The sequence below is a fragment of the Salmonella sp. SAL04157 genome (assembly GCF_046551635.1).
Classification (GTDB): domain Bacteria; phylum Pseudomonadota; class Gammaproteobacteria; order Enterobacterales; family Enterobacteriaceae; genus Salmonella; species Salmonella enterica.
Genome location: NZ_JBGDVS010000004.1, coordinates 455,313 through 477,609, shown reverse-complemented (window position 1 = coordinate 477,609; position 22,297 = coordinate 455,313). Strand labels below are relative to the sequence as shown.

The window sequence follows — 22,297 nt, the reverse complement described above, 5'->3', positions numbered from 1 at the left end:
AATGCGAATATTTGTCTATGGCAGTTTACGACAGAAACAAGGCAACAGTCACTGGATGACCAATGCCCAATTGCTTGGCGATTACCGTATCGATAACTACCAGTTGTATAGTCTGGGCCACTATCCAGGCGCAGTTCCGGGAAACGGAGCGGTATACGGTGAAGTTTATCGAATTGATAACGCCACGCTGGCCGAACTTGATGCTTTGCGCACCAGGGGCGGTGAATACGCACGCCAGTTAATCCAGACGCCTTACGGCAGCGCATGGATGTATGTATATCAACGTCCTGTTGATGGGTTAACTCTGATTGAAAGCGGTGACTGGTTAGACAGAAACCAGCCCTGAACTGAACACGCCACCCTCGGGTGGCGTTGTTTTTTACATTCTGGCTGATGGCGCTAGCGCCGGGCATGGTGAGCTCTTATTCTGCCGTAGATCAATAATGACGCGCCGCCCAGGATAACAATGCATCCGAGAACCATAAATCCCTGCATGTAGCTGCCGGTTGTCCGGTAAAAATAGCCGACCATTAGGCCTGCCAGCGTACCGCCGCCGCCGGCGCCGATGCCATTAATAATACCGGAGGCTGGGCCAATCGCATGGGGTTTAACGTTCGACTGGATAATCGACCAGATATTGGGGGTAAAGCTGGCGGCATAATAACCCATCGCCAGGGTAATGAGCGTGATTTTAAATCCCGGCGCATCGACAAATGGCAAGAGAAATAACATTACGCCGGGGATTAGTAGGCCCAGTGAAGCAATAAGTACACGCTTTTGTGTCTTATCACTGATCCATGAGATAGGGATTGCCAGTATAACCGCAGTCAGATAAGGCAGAGAACTGACCAATGCTTTACTGAATCCGGTATAGCCGAGAGAATTGACAACCATGGGGATCCATAACGTAATTCCCCAGAACAACATCCCTTGAGTGATGTAGGTAAAAATAAGGAGTAGGAAAGGGGTTCCGCCCAGCGATTCCAGGGTAAGTTTAGTTTTCTCTGTTGGCGCCGGCGCACGATAATAAGGCGCTTCTTCCTGTTTTTTCAGCATTGTTATATAAAGTGGAACCACAACAAAAATGCCGATCACACCAGTGATAATAAAAACATTTCGCCAACCGAAGGCAGCATCCAGCGGGGACAAAATCATAAATCCCAGGCCTAATGCCAGGAACTGTCCATAATACTGGATAATGCTGTTCGCCTGCGTCCGTTCTTTGTCTGAAAACCAGTCGCTGGCGAAGCGGGACTGCTGCGGCCAATAAATGCCTTCGGTAATGCCAAGCACCAACCGGCAAATCAAAATAACGTACACTGACGAGGTAAATCCGACAAAAACGGTCGCAATCGACCAGATTAGCACCATCAGAATGACTATTTTTTTCGGATCGTATCGCTGGGTAAATACGCCGCCAAAAATATTTGAAAAGGCATAGCCAATAAGAAATATGGTTAATACAATGCTGGCCGTTGCGCCATCAATATTCAGGTCGTGTGTAATCGTAGGTAACGTAACGGAAAGATTAGAACGGTCAAGATAAGCAACAAAAAGGCCGAACATTAATGTCGCGCCGATCCGTAGCCATTTTTGCATTGAGGTCATTTTTCAACTCCGTTTGGCCGCGCGCCAAAATCAATTTGACGAAATAATATCTCACCGGATTTTATGGTCATTTGTGGTACCAGCACATGCGTCCCCGTGAGCGTTTCACCATGAATATCGGCAAATTCAACATGCCTGTTTTTTAATTTAAAGATGGCGATATCGGCAAATGCCCCAGGGGCCAGCGTACCAATTTCTGCTGCCATACCCATTAAAACTGCTGGGGTATGGGTACAGGCGTTAATGACATCGGTAAGCGCGACGCCGAGTGCTAAATATTTCGATAAAATCCATGGTAAGGCGTAAACAGGCCAGGCGAGTTTAGTGATGGTTGAGAGATCGCTACTGATGATATCCGGAAGAAAGCCATTGGCGATGGCCCGGCGTGCCGTGTTCATTGAAAAATGGCTGCGACCATTGGCGGCATCAAATATAACGCCTCTTTCCCTTGCCTGACGGACTTCGGCTAAGACAGCGCCTTCATCAGTAAGAATGGTGCTACCTTTGCCGTGAAACGCATGAGCGATAATATCGCCGTGGCGTAGCAAGGAGACAAGTTCTTTCATGGGAACGACGGGATGAGTCGAGTGTATTGCCACGGGGCACCTTAAATCGTTGGCAATACGAAGGGATTCAGTCAGCGGTTTTAAGCCATATTCAGCAATGTCCTCAGTCTGAACCTTGAGTTTTAATCCCTGAAGAACATTGCGATACTGGCGAAACAGCGCGTGGATCTTATTTTCATCAATATTGTCAGGATCATAATTTTCTTGTGACCAGGTTTGGCCCGGCGGCGACACGGTCAGAAACGCTTTGATTCGAACTTTACTGGCGCAAATCACCGTTCGGTAGAAGGCATCAAAGTTTGCCGTACCGGCAGAACCTGCATCCACGACGGTAGTGACGCCATTCGGCGGCATGTACATATCAGGCCTGACGCCGCCTTCCGTCGCGTCATAAAAAACATGCGCGTGATAATCGATAAGACCGGGAGTGACGATCATGCCGTCGGCATGAATAATCCGGGTCTCCGAAGTTACAGGATATTTATCGGCATCAACGATAATATCGTTAATGATGCGTAAATTGTTAATCTCATTAATATTACGAGCGGGATCGATGATATGTCCACCGGTAATTAATATATCATTTTTCATCATAATCTCTTAAAATAGTAAATAATTATGGCAGCCCTTAAAAATATATTAAAAAGTGTGTTTTGAGCGGATGTTATGTTGGATTAAAAATACAATTATTGGTAGGGAGAGCTTAGGATACCTTATTAAAAAGGTAATCGGGCTTATGCACTAAATAAGAATTTAGCGCTTGCTAATATTTAGGGCGTAAGTCCAGGGGAGTCTGGGGGCATTCACAAAACAATTATTATCTTGAGCTTTTTAGAGAAACCGTGAGCGTATTCAACCCTTTTTAATAAAAAATAAGGTAAAGTCTTATTCATTCCGTGAATGTTAAACTAATAATGATAAAAATTGTGTTCTATTCATTAGCCAATAAAAAGGCCCTCATTACTATGAGAGCCTTTATCTTGACGCTTATGTAAAAGCGAACTTATTTCTTCGCTGCGCGCTCGAAGGAGGCAACGATTTCCGCTTTAGCCGCTTCGGCGTTGTCCCAACCGTCAACTTTCACCCATTTGCCTTTTTCGAGATCTTTATAATGCTCGAAGAAATGAGTGATCTGCGCTTTCAGCAGTTCCGGCAGATCGTTCACATCTTTAATGTGATCGTACTCTTTGCTCAGTTTGGTGTGCGGTACGGCAACCAGTTTCGCATCTTCACCGGATTCGTCGGTCATTTTCAGTACGCCAACCGGACGGCAACGGATGACGGCGCCTGGCTGCAGCGGGTACGGCGTCGGGACCAGAACGTCTACCGGGTCGCCGTCCAGAGACAGGGTATGGTTGATGTAACCGTAGTTGCACGGATAGAACATCGCGGTGGACATGAAGCGGTCAACGAACAGCGCGCCGCTCTCTTTGTCAACTTCGTATTTGATCGGATCTGCGTTAGCCGGGATCTCGATAACGACGTAGATATCTTCCGGCAGTTCTTTACCCGCCGGGACGTTGAGTAAGCTCATGTCTGTTTCCTTTGAATTTATGACAAACAAGTGGCGAGTATTATAGCCAACTCACGCCGAAAGTCTTCGCTTGTTTTCGTTTCCGCCTCATCTGGCGCGTCGTTGCGGAGCATGAATGACAAAGGTTAAGAACCGAAAAAATCACGGGCCTGATAAGGCAACGCCGCCATCGGACATGTTATTGCCCAATGGCGGCTTCATGCGTTATTCCGCATGGTGGTAAAGATTACGCGTCCGGGTATTCGCGGATAAAGCGTTCCACATCGTCAACCATATGGCGGTTGCCGACGAAGAACGAGCGGCGCTGGTGAAGGCTTTCCGGAATGATATCCAGAATACGTTCTTTACCATCGCTTGCTTTGCCGCCGGCCTGTTCCGCGAGGAACGCCATCGGGTTGCATTCATACAGCAGACGCAGTTTTCCCTGTGGATGGCTGGCGGTGCTGGGGTAGAGATAGATGCCGCCTTTCAGCAGGTTGCGGTGGAAATCGGCCACCAGAGAGCCAATGTAACGTGAGGTATAAGGGCGACTTGTTGAACTATCCTCTTCCTGGCAGAATTTGATGTACTTCTTCACGCCATTCGGGAATTTAATGTAGTTGCCTTCGTTAATGGAGTAGGTTTTACCCTTTTCCGGGAAACGCATACGTTCCTGGCACAGACAGAACACGCCCAACGACGGATCGTAGGTGAAAGCGTGGACGCCGCAGCCGGTGGTGTAAACCAGCATGGTGGACGAGCCATACACGACATATCCCGCAGCGACCTGTTTGTTGCCCGGTTGCAGGAAATCTTCTTCGGTGACCGGCGTGCCGACAGGCGTCACGCGGCGATAAATCGAGAAAATCGTACCGACAGAGACGTTAACGTCGATGTTAGAAGAGCCATCCAGAGGGTCCATCAGCACCACATATTTTGCGTGTTCGCAGCCTTCAAAGACGACGATTTCGTCCTCTTCTTCCGATGCGATGCCCGCTACAATATCGCGCGCTTTTAGTGCAGCTTTCAGTTTCTCGTTCGCGAACAGATCGAGTTTCTGCTGAACCTCGCCCTGTACGTTCTCAGCACCGCTGGCACCCAGGATATCGACCAGACCGGCCTTGTTGATATCGCGGTGGATGATCTTGGCGCCCAATTTTATTGCCGACAGCAAAGCAGTGAGCTCACCGGTAGCCTGAGAGAACTCGTGCTGCTTTTCGACAATAAATTCACCTAACGTTTTCATAACACTTTCCCTGCAATTGATTGGAGTAAAGCGACCGTAACAATCTTAACAAACATTTCAGATGATGCGCTCAGGTGAATCGCGCCAGCAAAGTACAGATTTACCTGAAATGCGTTTCTCACTTGCCAGACATGTGCGTAAAATGGCTCGCAGATAAAAAAAGGATAGTGACGTATGCGCATTCATATTTTGGGAATTTGTGGCACTTTCATGGGGGGGCTGGCGATGCTGGCTCGCTCGCTTGGTCATGAAGTAACGGGTTCGGACGCCAATGTGTATCCGCCGATGAGTACCTTACTTGAGAAGCAAGGCATTGATCTGATCCAGGGTTATGACGCCAGCCAGCTCGATCCGCAGCCGGATCTGGTGATTATCGGCAATGCGATGACGCGCGGGAATCCGTGCGTGGAAGCGGTGCTGGAAAAAAACATTCCCTTTATGTCTGGTCCACAGTGGCTGCACGACTTTGTGTTGCGCGACCGCTGGGTACTGGCGGTCGCCGGTACCCACGGCAAAACCACGACCGCAGGCATGGCGACCTGGATACTGGAAGCGTGCGGGTACAAACCGGGCTTCGTGATCGGCGGCGTACCGGGCAACTTTGAGGTTTCCGCGCGCCTGGGCGAGAGCCCGTTCTTTGTTATCGAAGCGGATGAGTACGACTGCGCGTTCTTTGATAAACGTTCTAAATTTGTGCATTACTGCCCGCGGACGCTGATCCTCAACAACCTTGAGTTTGATCATGCCGACATCTTCGACGATCTGAAAGCGATCCAGAAGCAGTTCCACCATCTGGTGCGCATCGTGCCGGGGCAGGGGCGCATCATCTGGCCGGAAAACGACATCAACCTGAAACAGACCATGGCTCTGGGCTGCTGGAGCGAGCAGGAGCTGGTGGGCGAGCAGGGACACTGGCAGGCGAAGAAGCTGACTACGGATGCTTCCGAGTGGGAAGTGTGGCTGGACGGCGAAAAAGTCGGCGATGTGAAATGGGGCCTGGTCGGCGAGCACAATATGCATAATGGGCTGATGGCGATTGCCGCCGCGCGCCACGTGGGCGTCGCGCCTGCAGAAGCGGCCAGCGCGCTGGGGTCATTTATTAACGCCCGCCGCCGTCTGGAACTGCGCGGCGAAGCGAACGGCGTGACGGTGTATGACGATTTTGCTCATCACCCGACGGCAATTCTGGCCACGCTGGCGGCGCTGCGCGGTAAAGTGGGCGGCACCGCGCGCATTATCGCAGTGCTGGAGCCGCGTTCTAACACGATGAAGATGGGGTTATGCAAGGATGACCTGGCACCGTCGTTAGGGCGTGCGGATGAAGTGTTCCTGCTGCAGCCGCCGCATATTCCGTGGCAAGTGGCGGAAGTCGCTGAAGCCTGCGTACAGCCTGCTCACTGGAGTGGCGATGTCGATACGCTGGCGGAAATGGTGGTGAAAACCGCACAGCCTGGCGATCACATCCTGGTGATGAGCAACGGCGGTTTCGGCGGCATCCATCAGAAATTGCTGGATGGGCTGGCGAAAAAAGCACTGGTTGTGGAGTAAAAAATGCCCGGTGGCGCTGCGCTTACCGGGCCTACAATACGTACATTCCCGTAGGCCGGATAAGGCGCCAGCGCCGCCATCCGGCAGATGCTACCAACGTGTAAAATTATCCTTCGTTTTCCGCCAGCTCGCGCAGATACTGGAAAATCTGACGCGCTGATTTCGGCGGTTTGTTGCCTTCTTTCTCTTTCTTCGCATTGCGGATCAATGAACGAAGCTGTTGACGATCGGCGTGCGGCCACAGGGTCAGTACTTCGGCTACCGCGTCATCGCCTTCGACGATCAGACGATCGCGCAGATGCTCAAGCTTGTGAAACAGCACCACCTGCTGATTATGGCGGTTCTTCAGCTTGTCCAGCGCCTGGCGAATAGGTTCAACGTCGCGTTGGCGCAGCATTTTTCCGATAAGCTGCAACTGGCGGCGGCGTCCTTCCATTTTGATTCGCTGGGCCAGTTCAATGGCGTCGCGCAGATCGGCGTCCAGCGGGATCTTATCCAGCGCGTTTTTCCCCAGATCCACCAGTTCCGCGCCCAGGCGTTTTAATTCCTCGGCATCGCGTTTAATTTCACTTTTACTGACCCAGATAATTTCATCGTCTTCGTCTTCGATGTCATCACCGGGAACGTCGTCGAGCCAGTCTTCGGGCTGCTTTGTCATGTCAGGCTCCTTAAAAAAAGAGGCTAATGTTACCAGTTAAGATGCGCACTGAAAAACGGTTCTCTGTTAGACTTCAGAGAAACTCTCTCTACATTATGGCATTTGCAATGAAAGTAATCTCACAAGTTGAAGCGCAGCGTAAGATTCTGGAAGAAGCAGTTTCGACAGCGCTGGAGTTAGCCTCAGGCAAATCGGATGGGGCGGAAGTCGCCGTCAGCAAGACCACCGGCATTAGCGTCAGCACCCGTTATGGTGAAGTAGAGAATGTCGAATTTAATAGCGACGGCGCGCTGGGCATTACGGTGTATCACCAGAACCGCAAAGGCAGCGCCTCTTCGACGGATTTAAGCCCGCAGGCGATTGCCCGTACCGTGCAGGCCGCGCTGGATATCGCGCGTTACACGTCGCCGGACCCGTGCGCAGGCGTGGCGGACAAAGAACTGCTGGCGTTTGACGCGCCGGATCTGGACTTGTTCCACCCGGCAGAGGTTACGCCAGACGAAGCCATTGAACTGGCCGCGCGTGCGGAGCAGGCTTCTCTAAAGGCGGATAAACGCATCACCAATACCGAAGGCGGTAGCTTTAACAGCCATTACGGCATTAAAGTGTTCGGCAACAGCCACGGCATGTTGCAGGGCTATTGCTCCACGCGCCATTCGCTCTCAAGCTGCGTCATCGCCGAAGAGAACGGCGATATGGAGCGTGATTACGCTTACACCATCGGTCGGGCAATGGCGGATCTGCAAGCGCCGGAATGGGTCGGGACCGAGTGCGCGCGCCGCACCTTATCCCGCCTGTCGCCGCGCAAGCTCTCCACCATGAAAGCGCCGGTCATTTTCGCCAATGAAGTGGCGACAGGGCTATTTGGTCATCTGGTCGGGGCGATTGCCGGCGGCGCGGTATACCGTAAATCCACTTTTCTGCTCGACTCGCTGGGCAAACAAATTCTGCCGGAATGGTTAACCATCGAAGAACACCCGCATCTGCTAAAAGGGCTGGCGTCTTCACCGTTCGACAGCGAAGGCGTGCGTACAGAGCGCCGGGACATTGTGAAGGATGGCGTACTGACGCAATGGTTGCTGACCAACTATTCCGCCCGCAAACTGGGGCTGAAAAGTACCGGTCATGCTGGCGGCATTCATAACTGGCGTATCGCCGGGCAGGGGCTGAACTTTGAGCAGTTGCTAAAAGAGATGGGCACCGGCCTGGTGGTGACGGAACTGATGGGCCAGGGCGTCAGCGGTATTACCGGCGACTACTCCCGCGGCGCTGCGGGATTCTGGGTTGAAAATGGTGAAATCCAGTACCCGGTAAGTGAAATTACCATTGCCGGTAATTTAAAAGAGATGTGGCGTAATATTGTCACCGTGGGTGATGATATCGAAACGCGCAGTAATATACAGTGCGGTTCGGTATTGTTACCGGAGATGAAAATCGCCGGACAATAATACCCGTCATACTTCAGGCTGCAGGCGCGTTGGCTGCCTGCAACTCGAATTATTCAGGGTATTACACTTATCGTTAATAATAAAAAAGGAAGTGAGCAATGCGTAAAAGCCTGTTAGCTATTCTTGCTGTGTCATCGCTGGTATTCGGTTCGGCTGTTTTTGCTGCCGATCTTGAAGATAATATGGATATTCTCAATGATAACCTGAAAGTTGTTGAGAAAACGGATAGTGCCCCTGAGCTGAAAGCGGCATTAACCAAAATGCGCGCGGCCGCGCTGGATGCTCAAAAAGCTACGCCGCCAAAGCTGGAAGATAAAGCGCCGGATAGCCCGGAAATGAAGGATTTTCGTCACGGTTTTGACATTCTGGTCGGCCAAATTGATGGCGCGCTGAAGCTGGCGAACGAAGGTAACGTTAAAGAAGCGAAAGCGGCGGCGGAAGCGCTAAAAACCACCCGCAATACGTATCATAAAAAGTATCGTTAATCTTTGTGGGATGGCGGCTTCGCTTTATCCGCAGGTCGCCATCCGGCAAACTGTAATACCCATCACACTTTCTCACTTTATACGACAACGTCATTGTTTCGCCATTTCCTCTTTATGCCGCGATAGATCTCACACTTTCCCGGCGATAATTCATTAATGCCGCCTTTTCTGTGGCGCAGATCACCTATCCCACTCGCGTTTCCACTTCGAGGTGGAAAATAACTCGCTACAAACTTTTAACCCTTGCCGCTAGTTTTATCTCATTGCCATTAACGGGGTGAGACGCGTGGATAACGGAGCAGTAAAACACGATGCCGGTGAGCGAATTAACGAACTGGCTGAACAGGTGTTAACGCAGGTAGATAGCCTGCTGGGGCGGCATCACATTGTCCCCAATGCGGTACAGACGCAAATGCTGACCTCGCACGTTCGCGCGATGGCGCACCGGTCAATTACCGGCGAGCCTTTACCGGAAGTCGATGCCAGCTTGTTTGATGAAATCTCAGCCGAATCAATGGCGCTCGCCCGCGAAATCGTGGCGGCGTTTGGCAACCTTCCTGACGAAGAAGCCTGGCTATTATCGGTACATTTTGAAGTCGCGAAAGACAACCTCTAAGGAGCAAAAAATGGAACAGATTACCGTCGTGATTGGCGATCGCCTGGGTAAAGGCCAGAAAGTGGCGGCAGGCGTGGAAAAAGCGGGCGGTCGCGCGGTCGTCGTACCGGGCGTCGCGGCAGACATGAAGCTGGGCGATGTGATGAAAGCGGAAAACGCCACCTTCGGCATTTCATTTTGCGGCAGCGGCGGCGCGGGCGCTATCACCGCGCAAAACAAGCATGGCTACAAAGCCAAATATGGAATGCGGTCAGTGGATGAAGGCGTCACCGCTATCAATGAAGGCTGCAACGTGTTGGGTTTCGGCTTTATGGATAAAGAAGAGCTCGGCGAGCGCCTGGTGCAGGCGTGGCAAAAGAAATACGGCGCCTGATGATGAAAGAGCAATTCACCACCACGGTGAGAGTAAAAGGCAAGGGCGACGCCAAAGCACGCGCCTTTGCCGATGCGCTGAACCATGTTCAGTCGGCGGTGATGAGAGAGTCGCCGTATATCTTACTGCGTATTGAGCCACAGGATGTGCGGATTGTTCAGGCGCATGAGTCGGTGCGTAAAGAGGCCTTTCTGTTTTTCTTTTTGCGCCGGGAACGACGCACTTACAGCGTGGAGCTGGATGTGACCGTCAACGTGACCGCCATCAATCTCGACAGGGTGGATTTCGTCGCGAAACGCTGATTTTTATTAAAAAGGCATAGTTATGTTCCTGATAATACTAATTAAATCGCTCATTATCGGCGCGCTGGTCGGCGTAGGAGTGGGCGCTGGGGCTGCACGCATGTTTCACGCGCCAACCACGCAGGGGATGGGCGCGTTCCGTACGTTGGGCGAACTCAACTCTTGTGAAGGCGACCCGGCATCTCACTTCTCCTTTGGACTGGGTTTCTTCTTTAACGCCTGGGCGTCGTCTGTGGCGGCCGGATCGTTCACCCAGGATGTCGATCACCGCATTATCCCTAACTGGGGCGCGGCGGCGCTCATGATCAAAAACCGTAACGTTGGCGAGACGCTGCACGACCCGAAAAAAATGGCGATCGCCTGCGCCGTCATCGGCATGATCGTCGTGACGTTCCTTAACCTGACCGCCTCATCCGTGCCAGAAGCGCTACAGGTGACGGCGGTTAAGGTGCTGGTACCGGCGGCAAACCTGCTGGTCAACATCGTCATGCCTGTGATCTTCTGGTTAGCGGCGATCGACGCCGGTAAAAAATCGGGCTTCTGGGCCACCGTTTTCGGCGGCGCGGCGCAGCTCATCATGGGGAACGCCGTACCGGGGCTGGTGCTGGGTATTTTGATCGGTAAAGGCGTAGAAGAGAGCGGCTGGAACCATGTCACCAAAGTGATGATGGTCGCCATCGTTTTGCTGTTTGTGTTGAGCGGCTTCTTCCGCGGCTTCGACATGAAAATGATCGAGTCTTTCAACATGACGGTACCTAACTGGCTTGAACTGATCCACAACTCGCTCAGCGGCAAATAACGGAGGCCACAATGGAAGAGAATAAAGGTTTTTGGTATGCCGACTGGTCGTTCCCGATCTTTGTTGGTCTGCTCTCCTCCGGCGTTTTCGCCGGGACGCATATGTACTATCTGTACGGTATCGGCGCATTTAACGAAGTCGCTTTTGTGGCGATGTTGAAAGCGGGGATGGATACCGGCGTCTACGGCGCGGTCGCCGCTTTCGGCGCCAGCTTTTTATTTGCCCGCATTATCGAAGGTTCGCTGGTCGGAATTCTGGATATCGGCGGGGCAATTCAGACTGGCGTGGGCTTAGGGGTTCCGGCGTTACTGCTGGGGGCTGGCTTTGTCTTCCCGGTGGCGAACTTTATCGCTTCGCTGATAACCGGTCTGGTGATTGGCCTGGCGATTGGCTACATCATTATTCTGGCGCGTAAGTTCACCATCAATCAGAGCGACTCCACGTACGGGGCGGACGTCATGATGGGGGCCGGTAACACTTCAGGTCGTTTTCTGGGGCCGTTGATTATCCTCAGCGCCATGACGGCATCGATTCCCATTGGTCTGGGCTCTCTGGTGGGCGCGCTGCTGTTTTATATCTGGCAGAAGCCGATTACCGGCGGCGCGATTTTAGGCGCGATGATCCTCGGTTCTATCTTCCCGATTGCGATTAGCTAACTGTTGATTTGTAGGCCGGATAAGGCGGTTGCGCCGCCATCCGGCAAAGGAGAGAACGATGTTTGATTTACTCCTGCGCCATGCGCGTCTGGTCGATGACACGCTGACTAATATTGCCCTGCAAGATGGCAAAATCGCGGCGTTGGGTGACGTTGATGGTCCGGCGCTGAAAACCATTGACCTGCGCGGCGAGTGTTACGTTAGCGCGGGTTGGATTGATTCGCACGTTCACTGCTACCCGACATCGCCGATTTACCACGACGAACCGGATAGCGTGGGTATTGCCACTGGCGTTACCACAGTGGTGGATGCCGGTAGCACTGGCGCAGATGATATTGATGATTTCTATGCTTTGACCCGTCAGGCGACCACCGACGTTTATGCGCTATTGAATATTTCCCGCGTTGGGCTTATTGCCCAAAACGAGCTGGCTAACATGGCCAATATTGACGCCGATGCGGTCCGGCAGGCGGTAAAACGCCACCCGGATTTTATCGTCGGCCTCAAGGCGCGGATGAGCAGCAGCGTGGTAGGCGTTAACGGCATCACACCGCTGGAACGCGCTAAAGCCATGCAGCAAGAAAACGGCAACCTGCCGCTGATGGTGCATATTGGCAATAACCCGCCGGATCTGGACGAAATAGCGGAGCGTCTGACGGCGGGCGATATCATTACCCACTGTTACAACGGTAAGCCGAACCGTATTCTGACGCCGGAAGGCGAGCTGCGCACCTCGGTGACACGAGCGCTGGCGCGCGGCGTGCGTCTGGACGTCGGGCATGGTACCGCCAGCCTGAGCTTTGCGGTGGCGAAACGCGCTATTAGCCTGGGGATTTTACCGCATACCATCAGTTCCGATATCTACTGCCGTAACCGCATCAATGGCCCGGTGCATTCGCTGGCTAATGTGATGTCGAAATTCCTCGCCATCGGCATGTCGCTGCCGCAGGTCATTGCGTGCGTGACGGCCAATGCCGCCGATAGCCTGAATCTGAAAACCAAAGGGCGTCTTCAGCCAGGTCTGGATGCCGACCTGACCCTCTTTACGCTTAAACGCCAGCCCGCCGTGTTGGTAGACGCGGAAAACGACAGCTTACAGGCTGAAGAATTGCTGACGCCGCTTGCCGCGATACGCGCAGGCAAGGGCTATATGACCGAACAAGGGAGCGCGGAACATGCCTTCGATTTTTGAGAAGTATCAATTAAAACAGGTGATTAATGCCTCCGGACGTATGACGGCGCTCGGCGTCTCCACGCCGCGCCCGGAAGTGATAGACGCGGCGATGGCCGGAATGAATCAGTATTTCGAGATGAAAGATCTGGTGAATAAAACTGGCGAGTACATTGCGAAATTGCTGGAGGTGGAAGGGGCGACGGTAGTCTCCTGCGCCAGTGCGGGCCTTGCCCAGTCGGTTGCCGCGGTACTGGTTCAGGACAGCGACTGGCTGCTGGAAAACCTGCACGTTACACCGATTGAAAATAACGAAATCGTCCTGCCAAAGGGCCACAACGTCAACTTTGGCGCGCCGGTGGGAACGATGGTGGCGCTGGGCGGCGGCAAACTGGTGGAAGCCGGTTACGCCAACGAATGTTCCGCCGCGCAGTTGGCGGCGGCCATTACGCCGCGCACGGCGGCTATTCTCTATATCAAATCTCACCACTGCGTACAGAAAAGTATGCTTAGTGTGGAGCAGGCTGCGGTAGTGGCACGCACGCATAATCTCCCGCTGATTGTGGACGCGGCGGCGGAAGAAGATTTGCAGTGCTACTACCGCGTGGGCGCAGATCTCGTTATCTATAGCGGCGCGAAAGCGATTGAAGGGCCGACCAGCGGGCTGGTGATTGGCAAAACGCAGTATGTTGAGTGGGTAAAACGTCAGTCAGCGGGCATTGGCCGGGCGATGAAGGTCGGCAAAGAGGGAATTGTTGGCCTGACCTGCGCTATTGAACTGTACCTCAGTGCGCAGAAAGAGAGCGGTGCGGAAATGGTCGAGAAAATGACGCCGTTTATTAATAACTTGAATCAGCTTCACGGCGTAAGCGCCCGTGTGGTGTGGGACAGCGCCGGACGCGACATCGCGCGCACGGAAATTAAGTTTGATGAAGCCGTTACCGGCATCGCCACAGGCGAACTGGTCGACGCGCTGAAGCAAGGGGAATACGCGATTTACTTTCGCGGATACAAAGCCAACGAAGGAATTATTGAAGCGGATGTCCGCAGCGTCGATCGCGCGCAGTTAGCGATTGTGGCGCGTCGTATTGGCGAGGTGATTAATCAGGAGAAAAAAGCATGAAACTGACCCCTAACTTTTACCGCGATCGCGTTTGCCTGAACGTACTGGCCGGTTCGAAAGATAACGCCCGGGAAATCTACGCGGCGGCGGAAGGTCATGTGCTGGTTGGCGTGCTCTCCAAAAACTATCCGGATGTGGCAAGCGCAGTCGCGGATATGCGTGAATATGCGGCGCTTATCGATAATGCGCTCTCCGTCGGACTGGGGGCAGGCGATCCTAACCAGTCGGCGATGGTGAGCGAAATCTCGCGTCAGGTACAGCCGCAGCATGTCAACCAGGTGTTTACCGGCGTCGGGACCAGCCGGGCGCTGCTGGGGCAAAATGAGACGGTGGTTAACGGTCTTGTCTCGCCGACCGGCACGCCGGGGCTGGTGAAAATTTCCACCGGCCCGCTAAGCAGCCGCGCGCCGGACGGCATCGTACCCATAGAAACGGCGATTGCGCTACTCAAAGACATGGGCGGCAGCTCCGTTAAATACTTTCCGATGGGAGGACTCACCTGTCGCGACGAGTATAAAGCGGTGGCTGAGGCCTGCGCCCGCCATGATTTCTGGCTGGAACCGACGGGCGGCATCGATCTGGAAAACTTCGCCGAGATTCTGCACATCGCCCTTGATGCAGGTGTAAGCAAAATCATTCCTCACATTTATAGTTCGATTATTGATAAGGTGAGCGGCAACACTCGTGCGGACGATGTGCGTCAGTTACTCGCTATCGTCCGGTCGCGTGTCGGCTAATCATGAGGAGAGAGACGTGCGATTCCCCAACCAACGTTTAGCGCAGCTATTTGCGATGCTGCAAAACGAGACGCTGCCGCAGGACGAACTGGCGCAGCGGTTGTCGGTCTCCACGCGTACCGTTCGGGCGGATATCGCCGCGCTGAACATGTTGCTGACGCCGCATGGCGCGCAATTTACTCTCAGCCGCGGCAACGGGTATCAGCTCAAAATTGATGATCCGGCACGTTATCAATCCCTGCAAACGCAGCAATCTCCCGCCCTGGCGCGCGGTCCGCGCACCAGCCAGGAGCGGATACGCTATTTGCTGGCGCGTTTTTTAACCTCCGCCTTCTCGCTGAAGCTGGAGGATTTGGCAGATGAATGGTTTGTCAGCCGTGCGACGCTGCAGAACGACATGGCGGACGTGCGCGAGCATTTGCTGCGTTATCATCTGACGCTGGAAACGCGTCCGCGTCATGGCATGAAACTGTTTGGTGGAGAGATGGCGATTCGCGCCTGTCTGACCGACCTTTTATGGACGCTGGCGCAGCAGGAGCCCTCCCATCCGTTAATTGTTAGTACCACGCTGAACACCGAGGTGTCTCAACGGCTGCAGTCTCTTTTGCCGGATATTTTCTCTCATTGTCAAATCCGCCTGACCGATGAGGGCGAGCTGTTTCTGCGTTTATACTGCGCGGTGGCGGTACGGCGTATTCGCGAGGGGTATCCGTTATCGGAATGTGTGGCGGAGGAGGTCGATGAAAAGGTGCGCCATGCGGCGCATGAAATTGCGGAGCTACTACAACAGCTGGCCGACAAGCCGCTGTCGGAGCCGGAAGTAAGCTGGCTGAAGGTGCATATTGCCGCCCGCCAGGTACAGGAGATTGCCCCCAGCGCCATTAATGCCGATGATGAAGAGGCGCTGGTGCGCTATATCCTCAATTTTATTAATACCCAGTACAACTATAACCTATTGAATGATAAACAGCTTCACGCGGACTTGCTGACCCATATCAAAACGATGATCACCCGCGTGCGCTACCAGATCATGATCCCCAACCCACTACTGGAAAATATTAAGCAGCACTATCCGATGGCGTGGGATATGACATTGGCGGCGATATCGAGTTGGGGAAAATACACGCCGTATACCATTAGCGAAAACGAAATCGGTTTTCTGGTGCTGCATATTGGCGTTGGGCTGGAACGTAGTTACAACATTGGCTACCAGCGGCAGCCGCAGGTACTGCTGGTGTGTGATGCTGGTAATGCGATGGTGCGGATGATTGAAGCGGTACTGGCGCGGAAATACCCGCAGATTGAGATAGCCCGCACTCTGACACTACGCGACTATGAGGCGCGGGACAGTATTGTGGAGGATTTTGTGATTTCCACAGCGCGGATCGGCGAAAAAGATAAGCCGGTCATCATGATCGCGCCCTTTCCTACCGACTATCAATTGGAGCAGATCGGTAAGCTGGTGCTGGTGGACAGAACCCGTCCGTGGATGCTGGATAAATATTTCGATGCCTCGCATTTTCGCATTGTGGAAGGGGAAATAGATCAACAGACGCTGTTTAAAACGCTGTGCGATCAGTTGCATGAGGAAGGCTTTGTTGATGCGGCGTTTCTCGATTCGGTTATTGAACGTGAAGCTATCGTCAGTACGTTATTAGGCGACGGGATTGCCTTGCCGCACGCGCTGGGGCTGCTGGCGAAGAAAACGGTGGTTTATACGGTGCTCGCGCCGCAGGGGATTGCCTGGGGTGACGAAACGGCGCACGTTATTTTTTTACTCGCCATCAGCAAAAGTGAATATGAAGAGGCGATGGCCATCTACGATATTTTCGTCACTTTCCTGCGCGAACGCGCCATGACGCGCCTCTGCGCATGTCAGAATTTTACGCAATTTAAAACGGTCGCGATGGAGTGCGTGAGTCGTTTTTGAGAGGCGTTATCCAGAATTCGATGTAATGCGAATGTAATGCTAAACTGCATTACACATTCGATTTTACTGGAGGCATAATGGCCACGCTGAACGTCCGTCTGGATGACAAACTCAAAAATGAGGCTTATGCCGTGCTGGAAAAACTGAACATTACTCCAACGGAAGCCGTGCGATTACTGTTCCAGTACGTCGCGGAAACGGGGCGCATGCCAGTGAAAACTGTCACTCTTAGCGACAATGAAGATGCACTGATTCAGACAGTTCGGGAGAGGCTGTCTAGTCCGCAAAAGGGAATCAAGGTTAGTCTGGATGACTTATGAACTGGAATTCGACCCGAGGGCCTTAAAAGAGTGGCATAAGCTGGGCGATACGGTGAAGGCTCAGCTTAAGAAAAAGTTGGCTGATGTGCTATTGAACCCCAGAATCGACTCTGCCCGTTTAAACGGTCTTCCTGACTGCTATAAAATTAAGCTTAAATCGTCCGGTTATCGTCTGGTGTACCAGGTTCGGGATGACGTTGTGATTGTGTTTGTTGTCGCGGTCGGCAAGCGAGAACATTCAGCCGTCTATCACGATGCAAACAAACGGCTTTAGCGATCAACGCAAATGATGCACTACCTGGTTGCTGCTACCGCGCCAGATAAGCGCCGGGTCTTTCAGATCCTGCACAAATTTGCCATCGACCAGCACGTTGATGAGATCGACCACCTGCATCTGTGCGGCGTTAAGTTCATCGAGCTTGTAGCCGGTCCACACCCAGATATCTTTCCCCGGGCACTCCGCGTGGATACGTTGTACCAGTGTCAGGATATCCGGTACGTTTTGCGGATGCAGCGGATCGCCGCCCGACAGCGAGATCCCCTGACGGTGAATGCGCGTGTCGTTCAGATCGGCAATGATCTTATCTTCCATCTCTTTGGTAAACGGCTGGCCGGAGTTCAGCCGCCAGGTGCTTTTGTTATAGCAGCCAGGGCATTCATGCACGCACCCTGACACAAACAGGGTGCAGCGGGTGCCGGGGCCGTTAACGATGTCTACGGGGTAATATTGGTGAAAGTTCATGTTTCCTCGTTGCATTTGGCGCTGTAGCGGCGTTGGCCGCTCTCACTTACCCAGGTCACTTACTTATGTAAGCTCCCTGGGATTCGTTCGTTTGCCGCCTTGCTACAACACCAACTGCTTAGAGGAAACTCATGAAATTGGAACTATAGCCAGCGGTTGTAGGCCGGATAAGGTGTTTACACCGCCATCCGGCATTTACGCATTGCAAACGGAGAATTAACCTATCTGCCCATTGCCTAAATGCTTCACGCGGCGCTTCACTTCTTCCTGCTTGCCGGCGTTAAACGGACGCGCGTCCGGGCTGCCTAAATAACCGCACACGCGGCGGGTGACCGAGACGCGGGCGGCGTCGTGGTTGCCGCATTTCGGGCAGGTGAAACCTTTACTGGTACATTCGAACTCGCCGGTAAAGCCGCACTCGTAGCATTCATCGATCGGCGTGTTGGTGCCGTAATACGGTACATGCTGATAGCTGTAATCCCAGACATCTTCCAGCGCCTTCAGGTTGTGCTGAATGTTCGGGTATTCGCCGTAGCAAATGAAACCCCCGTTCGCCAGCGGCGGATACGGTGCTTCGAAATCGATTTTGTCGTACGGGTTGACCTTCTTCTCCACGTCGAGGTGGAAGCTGTTGGTGTAGTAACCTTTATCGGTTACGCCCGGCACCACGCCGAACTCGGCGGTATCCAGACGGCAGAAGCGGTCACAGAGGTTTTCACTTGGCGTGCTGTACAGACTAAAGCCGTAGCCAGTCTCTTCTTTCCACTGATCCACGGCCTGACGCAGACGTTCCACAATGGCGATACCTTTGGCGCGCAGCTGCTCGCTGTCATAGACATGTTTGTCGCCAAACAGCGCGTTGATGGTCTCATGAATGCCGATGTAGCCCAGAGAGATGGACGCACGACCATTTTTAAAGATTTCAGACACGTCGTCGTCCGCTTTCAGCCGCACGCCGCAGGCGCCTTCCATATACAGGATAGGCGCGACACGGGCTTTCACGCCTTCAAGGCGGGCGATACGGGTCATCAGCGCCTTCCGCGCCAGCGCCAGACGTTCATCCAGCAGTTTCCAGAATGCGGTTTCGTCGCCTTTTGCTTCCAGCGCGATGCGCGGCAGGTTAAGGCTAATCACGCCCAGGTTGTTACGCCCGTCGTGGATCTGCTCGCCGTTTTCGTTCTCCCACACGCCGAGGAAGCTGCGGCAGCCCATTGGCGTTTTGAACGAACCGGTGACTTTGACCACCTGATCGTAGTTGAGGATGTCCGGATACATGCGCTTGCTCGCGCACTCCAGCGCCAGTTGTTTAATGTCGTAGTTCGGATCGCCAAACTTGTGGTTCAAACCGTCGCGGATAGCGAAGACCAGTTTCGGGAACACGGCGGTTTTGCGATTTTTACCCAGACCGGCGATACGGTTACGCAAAATAGACGCCTGGATCAGACGCGACTCCCAACTGGTGCCGAGGCCAAAACCAAAGGTCACGAAAGGTGTCTGGCCGTTAGCGGTGTGCAGCGTGTTAACTTCGTACTCCAGCGACTGGAAGGCGTCGTAGCACTCTTTTTCGGTGCGAGAACGCGCATATCCTTCGGCATCCGGGATCTGCCACTCATCGGCGGTTTTGCGGTGCTTGTTATAGCTTTCGGTGACAAACGGTGCCAACACTTCATCAATCCGGTTAATGGTGGTGCCGCCATAAATATGGCTGGCGACCTGAGCGATAATCTGCGCGGTAACGGCAGTGGCGGTAGAGATAGATTTTGGCGGTTCGATCTCGGCGTTACCCATCTTGAAGCCCTGGGTCAACATGCCTTTCAGGTCGATCAGCATACAGTTGAACATCGGGAAGAACGGCGAATAGTCGAGATCGTGATAGTGGATATCGCCGCGCTCATGCGCTTGTACTACGTCACGCGGCAACAGGTGCTGGCGGGCATAGTGTTTGGCGACAATCCCGGCCAGCAAATCGCGCTGGGTGGGAATGACTTTACTGTCTTTGTTGGCGTTTTCATTGAGCAACGCGGAGTTAGTTTGCTCTACCAGGCCGCGAATTTCCTGGTTCAGACGACCACGCTTTTCACGCTGAATGTCGCGATCGTGACGGTATTCGATGTAGGCGCGGGCAAGCTGTTTGTACGGGCCGGACATCAGTTGGTTTTCAACCGCAGTCTGGATCTCGTTAATATCCACCTGACTGCGCGCGTTCATTTGGCTGCTAACGACTTCTGCGACGGTGGCACAGTAATCTGCGTCATCGACTCCCGCTGCTTTAGCTGCACGTAGAATGGCTTCCTTAATGCGCTCTGATTTGAATGGCACTTTACAGCCATCTCGTTTCATCACATGCGGTGTCATGATCACTCCATATTTGTAAGAACAGGTTATCCACAGAGGCTGGGGAAGCCATAACAGGTTTATTCATCTCTTTTCCAATGACTTCCCGCAATCCTGACCCAGGTTATCCACAATTCACCTTGTGTCGAGTGAACAGGTGTTGTAGCAATTGTAGTCAATTAATACAACATATTGGGTCGGCGTGCATTTTAAAGTCTATATGTAGTGATTTGCATCAAGGATGTTTGCAATTTTATTGATGTAGAACAAGGTAAAAATCAGAGCGTACAGATGGCGGGCGCTGTAGCGTTTGTAAAAGATAGCAAGAAAAATCTGATTAATTATTCAACAAAAACAGACAGTAACCAGGAGCAACGCCACAGCCCGTGTCAATAGGCCTGTGGCGTTTATCCGTATAAGGACGTCGCGTTAGCGTTGTAACCACCAGATGGCTTCAAATGGGCGGAGCGTCATCGCGGCTGGCTGGCTGGCGACCTCGCCATAATTGTGCAGTAGCGCCTGCCACTGTCCTTTGATATGCGGTGGATGCCACTCCTGACACTGGTCGCTCAGATTGGCGACAACCAGCAGGGTTTGCCCCTGCCACTGGCGACGATAACACCATACTGATGGGCTATCCGGGAGGAGATCCTGATAATCGCCCCAGATCAGTACAGGCTGGGTTTTACGTAGCGCAATCAGCTTTTGATAGGTGTAAAACACCGAGTTTTCATCGCGTAATGCCGCCGCGACATTAACCTCCGTATAGTTATCGCACAGGCTTATCCACGGCTCGCCCTGGGTGAAACCGGCGTTTTTACCGTGGTCCCACTGCATCGGCGTGCGGCTGTTGTCGCGGGATTTACTGGCCAGGATAGCCAGTAGTTCGTCGGGGTCGCGTCCGGCGGCGCGTAGCGCGGCAAACATGTTATGGCTTTCCACGTCGCGATAATCGGTGATGCGGGTAAAGTGTGGGTTGGTCATGCCGATTTCTTCGCCCTGATAGATATAAGGCGTCCCTTGCATACCGTGCAGCGCCATCGCCAACATTTTCGCGGCTGGAACCCGGTATTCACCCTCGTCGCCAAAGCGGGAAACGATGCGCGGCTGATCGTGATTACACCAGAATAACGCGTTCCAGGCGACGTTATGCATCCCCTGTTGCCAGTGGCGGAACAACGCTTTCAGCGCCACATAATCAGGTTTTGCCAGCGTCCACTTTTCGCCATTGGGGTAATCCACCTTCAGATGATGAAAATTGAAGGTCATCGAGAGTTCGTCGCCGCTAAGCGCGGCATATTGCTGGCAGTTTTCCAGCGTGGTAGAGGACATTTCGCCTACCGTCATCAGATTACGCGGCGTAAAAACGTCACGGTTCATTTCGCGTAAAAACGTATGCGCGCGCGGTCCGTCGGTATAAAAGCGGCGTCCGTCGCCCGTCGGATCGTCAGGAAAATCCTGATCTTTGGCGATCAGGTTCACCACGTCCAGACGCAGGCCATCCACGCCGCGATCGGCCCAGAATTCGCAGACCTTTTTCAGCTCGGCGCGCACGGCGGGGTTTTCCCAGTTCAGGTCGGCCTGTTCAGGCGCGAAAAGGTGTAAATAATATTGTTCGCTCTGGCTATGCCAGCGCCAGGCGCTGCCGCCAAATTTGGATTGCCAGTTATTCGGGCAGACATCCGGCGTGCCATCGCGCCAGATATAAAACTGACGGTATGGACTCTCTTTGTTCAGCGCTTCGCGAAACCAGGCGTGCTGGGTAGAAGTATGGTTAAACACCATATCCAGGATGATGCGAATACCGCGTGCTTTCGCCTGCGCGACCAGCTCGTCAAAATCATCCAGCGTGCCGTAGGTCGGGTCGATGGCCGTATAATTTGCGACGTCATAACCGTTATCCACCTGCGGCGAGATATAAAACGGCGTGAGCCAGATGGCATCTACGCCGAGTCGCTGTAGATAGTCAAGGTGCTGCGTGACGCCGCGTAAATCGCCGGTGCCGCTGCCGGTCGTGTCCTGAAAACTTTTCGGGTAGATCTGATAGATAACGCCGTTTTGCCACCAGTGGGGAATAGTCATTGTTGTTTCCTGCAAGTGCGTTGGGACGCAACTGCGCCCC

General features: G+C 53.2%; 23 protein-coding genes. 15 read left to right on the top strand and 8 right to left on the bottom strand.

Annotation, left to right across the window (positions count from 1 at the left end; genetic code table 11):
- The first annotated feature begins 1 nt into the window (after position 1).
- The gene (locus ACLJRE_RS12090; protein WP_001219167.1) at positions 2 to 346 is read left to right on the top strand and encodes a gamma-glutamylcyclotransferase; all 345 of its coding nucleotides are present in this window, start codon (positions 2 to 4) and stop codon (positions 344 to 346) included.
- Positions 347 to 399: 53 nt separating this feature from the next.
- Here the strand turns inward: ACLJRE_RS12090 and ACLJRE_RS12085 are convergent, their stop codons facing one another.
- From ACLJRE_RS12085 to fbp, 4 genes are all read right to left on the bottom strand, one after another.
- A complete protein-coding gene (locus tag ACLJRE_RS12085; RefSeq protein ID WP_000203125.1) occupies positions 400 to 1,608 on the bottom strand; it encodes an MFS transporter in 1,209 nt (402 codons plus the stop codon).
- Positions 1,605 to 2,768 carry a metallo-dependent hydrolase gene (locus ACLJRE_RS12080; protein ID WP_023212817.1) on the bottom strand — a complete coding sequence of 388 codons (1,164 nt, stop codon included), beginning with the start codon at positions 2,766 to 2,768 and terminating at the stop codon, positions 1,605 to 1,607. Before ACLJRE_RS12080 ends, ACLJRE_RS12085 begins: the two co-directional genes overlap by 4 nt.
- Before the next feature lie 409 nt (positions 2,769 to 3,177).
- Positions 3,178 to 3,708 (bottom strand): inorganic diphosphatase, encoded by a 531-nt coding sequence (gene ppa, locus ACLJRE_RS12075; RefSeq protein ID WP_000055079.1) that lies wholly within the window; start codon positions 3,706 to 3,708, stop codon positions 3,178 to 3,180.
- A gap of 226 nt (positions 3,709 to 3,934) precedes the next feature.
- Entirely contained in the window at positions 3,935 to 4,933 is a 999-nt protein-coding gene (fbp, locus tag ACLJRE_RS12070; protein WP_000853764.1) for a class 1 fructose-bisphosphatase, read from the bottom strand.
- 174 nt (positions 4,934 to 5,107) lie between these two features.
- Here fbp and mpl point away from each other — a divergent pair, with 174 nt between their 5' ends.
- Positions 5,108 to 6,481 carry a UDP-N-acetylmuramate:L-alanyl-gamma-D-glutamyl-meso-diaminopimelate ligase gene (gene mpl / locus ACLJRE_RS12065; RefSeq protein WP_001219832.1) on the top strand — a complete coding sequence of 458 codons (1,374 nt, stop codon included), beginning with the start codon at positions 5,108 to 5,110 and terminating at the stop codon, positions 6,479 to 6,481.
- Positions 6,482 to 6,587: 106 nt separating this feature from the next.
- Here the strand turns inward: mpl and yjgA are convergent, their stop codons facing one another.
- The gene (gene yjgA, locus ACLJRE_RS12060) at positions 6,588 to 7,139 is read right to left on the bottom strand and encodes a ribosome biogenesis factor YjgA (RefSeq protein WP_000166287.1); all 552 of its coding nucleotides are present in this window, start codon (positions 7,137 to 7,139) and stop codon (positions 6,588 to 6,590) included.
- 95 nt (positions 7,140 to 7,234) lie between these two features.
- Here yjgA and pmbA point away from each other — a divergent pair, with 95 nt between their 5' ends.
- The 13 genes from pmbA to ACLJRE_RS11995 all read left to right on the top strand — a co-directional run bounded on the left by pmbA (position 7,235) and on the right by ACLJRE_RS11995 (position 17,373).
- A complete protein-coding gene (gene pmbA, locus ACLJRE_RS12055; RefSeq protein ID WP_000852997.1) occupies positions 7,235 to 8,587 on the top strand; it encodes a metalloprotease PmbA in 1,353 nt (450 codons plus the stop codon).
- Between the two features lie 98 nt (positions 8,588 to 8,685).
- Positions 8,686 to 9,072, top strand: coding sequence for a cytochrome b562 (gene cybC / locus ACLJRE_RS12050; protein ID WP_001232231.1), 387 nt, complete (start codon positions 8,686 to 8,688; stop codon positions 9,070 to 9,072).
- A gap of 277 nt (positions 9,073 to 9,349) precedes the next feature.
- On the top strand, positions 9,350 to 9,688 hold the full coding sequence (locus tag ACLJRE_RS12045; protein ID WP_001255104.1) for a glycine dehydrogenase: 339 nt from the start codon (positions 9,350 to 9,352) through the stop codon (positions 9,686 to 9,688).
- Positions 9,689 to 9,698: 10 nt separating this feature from the next.
- Entirely contained in the window at positions 9,699 to 10,061 is a 363-nt protein-coding gene (locus ACLJRE_RS12040) for an SFCGS family glycine-rich protein (RefSeq protein ID WP_000435389.1), read from the top strand.
- On the top strand, positions 10,061 to 10,363 hold the full coding sequence (locus tag ACLJRE_RS12035) for a DUF4312 family protein (protein ID WP_000975187.1): 303 nt from the start codon (positions 10,061 to 10,063) through the stop codon (positions 10,361 to 10,363). The genes ACLJRE_RS12040 and ACLJRE_RS12035 overlap by 1 nt, the downstream gene beginning before the upstream one ends.
- A gap of 22 nt (positions 10,364 to 10,385) precedes the next feature.
- Positions 10,386 to 11,162 carry a DUF4311 domain-containing protein gene (locus tag ACLJRE_RS12030; protein WP_000478578.1) on the top strand — a complete coding sequence of 259 codons (777 nt, stop codon included), beginning with the start codon at positions 10,386 to 10,388 and terminating at the stop codon, positions 11,160 to 11,162.
- A gap of 11 nt (positions 11,163 to 11,173) precedes the next feature.
- The gene (locus tag ACLJRE_RS12025) at positions 11,174 to 11,818 is read left to right on the top strand and encodes a DUF4310 family protein (RefSeq protein ID WP_000392127.1); all 645 of its coding nucleotides are present in this window, start codon (positions 11,174 to 11,176) and stop codon (positions 11,816 to 11,818) included.
- Positions 11,819 to 11,876: 58 nt separating this feature from the next.
- Positions 11,877 to 13,010, top strand: a complete 1,134-nt coding sequence (locus ACLJRE_RS12020; protein ID WP_023212816.1) for an amidohydrolase/deacetylase family metallohydrolase — start codon at positions 11,877 to 11,879, stop codon at positions 13,008 to 13,010.
- The gene (locus tag ACLJRE_RS12015; RefSeq protein ID WP_001139184.1) at positions 12,994 to 14,112 is read left to right on the top strand and encodes a DgaE family pyridoxal phosphate-dependent ammonia lyase; all 1,119 of its coding nucleotides are present in this window, start codon (positions 12,994 to 12,996) and stop codon (positions 14,110 to 14,112) included. Before ACLJRE_RS12020 ends, ACLJRE_RS12015 begins: the two co-directional genes overlap by 17 nt.
- Positions 14,109 to 14,849 carry a 2-dehydro-3-deoxy-phosphogluconate aldolase gene (dagF, locus tag ACLJRE_RS12010; RefSeq protein ID WP_000779263.1) on the top strand — a complete coding sequence of 247 codons (741 nt, stop codon included), beginning with the start codon at positions 14,109 to 14,111 and terminating at the stop codon, positions 14,847 to 14,849. Before ACLJRE_RS12015 ends, dagF begins: the two co-directional genes overlap by 4 nt.
- Before the next feature lie 16 nt (positions 14,850 to 14,865).
- Positions 14,866 to 16,779, top strand: a complete 1,914-nt coding sequence (locus ACLJRE_RS12005) for a BglG family transcription antiterminator (protein ID WP_023212815.1) — start codon at positions 14,866 to 14,868, stop codon at positions 16,777 to 16,779.
- A 77-nt stretch (positions 16,780 to 16,856) separates the two neighbouring features.
- The gene (locus ACLJRE_RS12000; protein ID WP_000212722.1) at positions 16,857 to 17,099 is read left to right on the top strand and encodes a type II toxin-antitoxin system RelB/DinJ family antitoxin; all 243 of its coding nucleotides are present in this window, start codon (positions 16,857 to 16,859) and stop codon (positions 17,097 to 17,099) included.
- Complete coding sequence (locus ACLJRE_RS11995) at positions 17,089 to 17,373, top strand: type II toxin-antitoxin system RelE family toxin (RefSeq protein WP_000220578.1); 285 nt, start codon at positions 17,089 to 17,091, stop codon at positions 17,371 to 17,373. The genes ACLJRE_RS12000 and ACLJRE_RS11995 overlap by 11 nt, the downstream gene beginning before the upstream one ends.
- 3 nt (positions 17,374 to 17,376) lie before the next feature.
- On the opposite strand, the gene nrdG is transcribed toward ACLJRE_RS11995, so the two are convergent.
- The 3 genes from nrdG to treC all read right to left on the bottom strand — a co-directional run bounded on the left by nrdG (position 17,377) and on the right by treC (position 22,257).
- Positions 17,377 to 17,841 (bottom strand): anaerobic ribonucleoside-triphosphate reductase-activating protein, encoded by a 465-nt coding sequence (gene nrdG, locus ACLJRE_RS11990; RefSeq protein ID WP_001009178.1) that lies wholly within the window; start codon positions 17,839 to 17,841, stop codon positions 17,377 to 17,379.
- Positions 17,842 to 18,057: 216 nt separating this feature from the next.
- Positions 18,058 to 20,196, bottom strand: a complete 2,139-nt coding sequence (gene nrdD / locus ACLJRE_RS11985; protein ID WP_000187815.1) for an anaerobic ribonucleoside-triphosphate reductase — start codon at positions 20,194 to 20,196, stop codon at positions 18,058 to 18,060.
- Positions 20,197 to 20,604: 408 nt separating this feature from the next.
- Positions 20,605 to 22,257, bottom strand: coding sequence for an alpha,alpha-phosphotrehalase (gene treC / locus ACLJRE_RS11980; protein ID WP_023212814.1), 1,653 nt, complete (start codon positions 22,255 to 22,257; stop codon positions 20,605 to 20,607).
- Between the last annotated feature and the right edge of the window lie 40 nt (positions 22,258 to 22,297).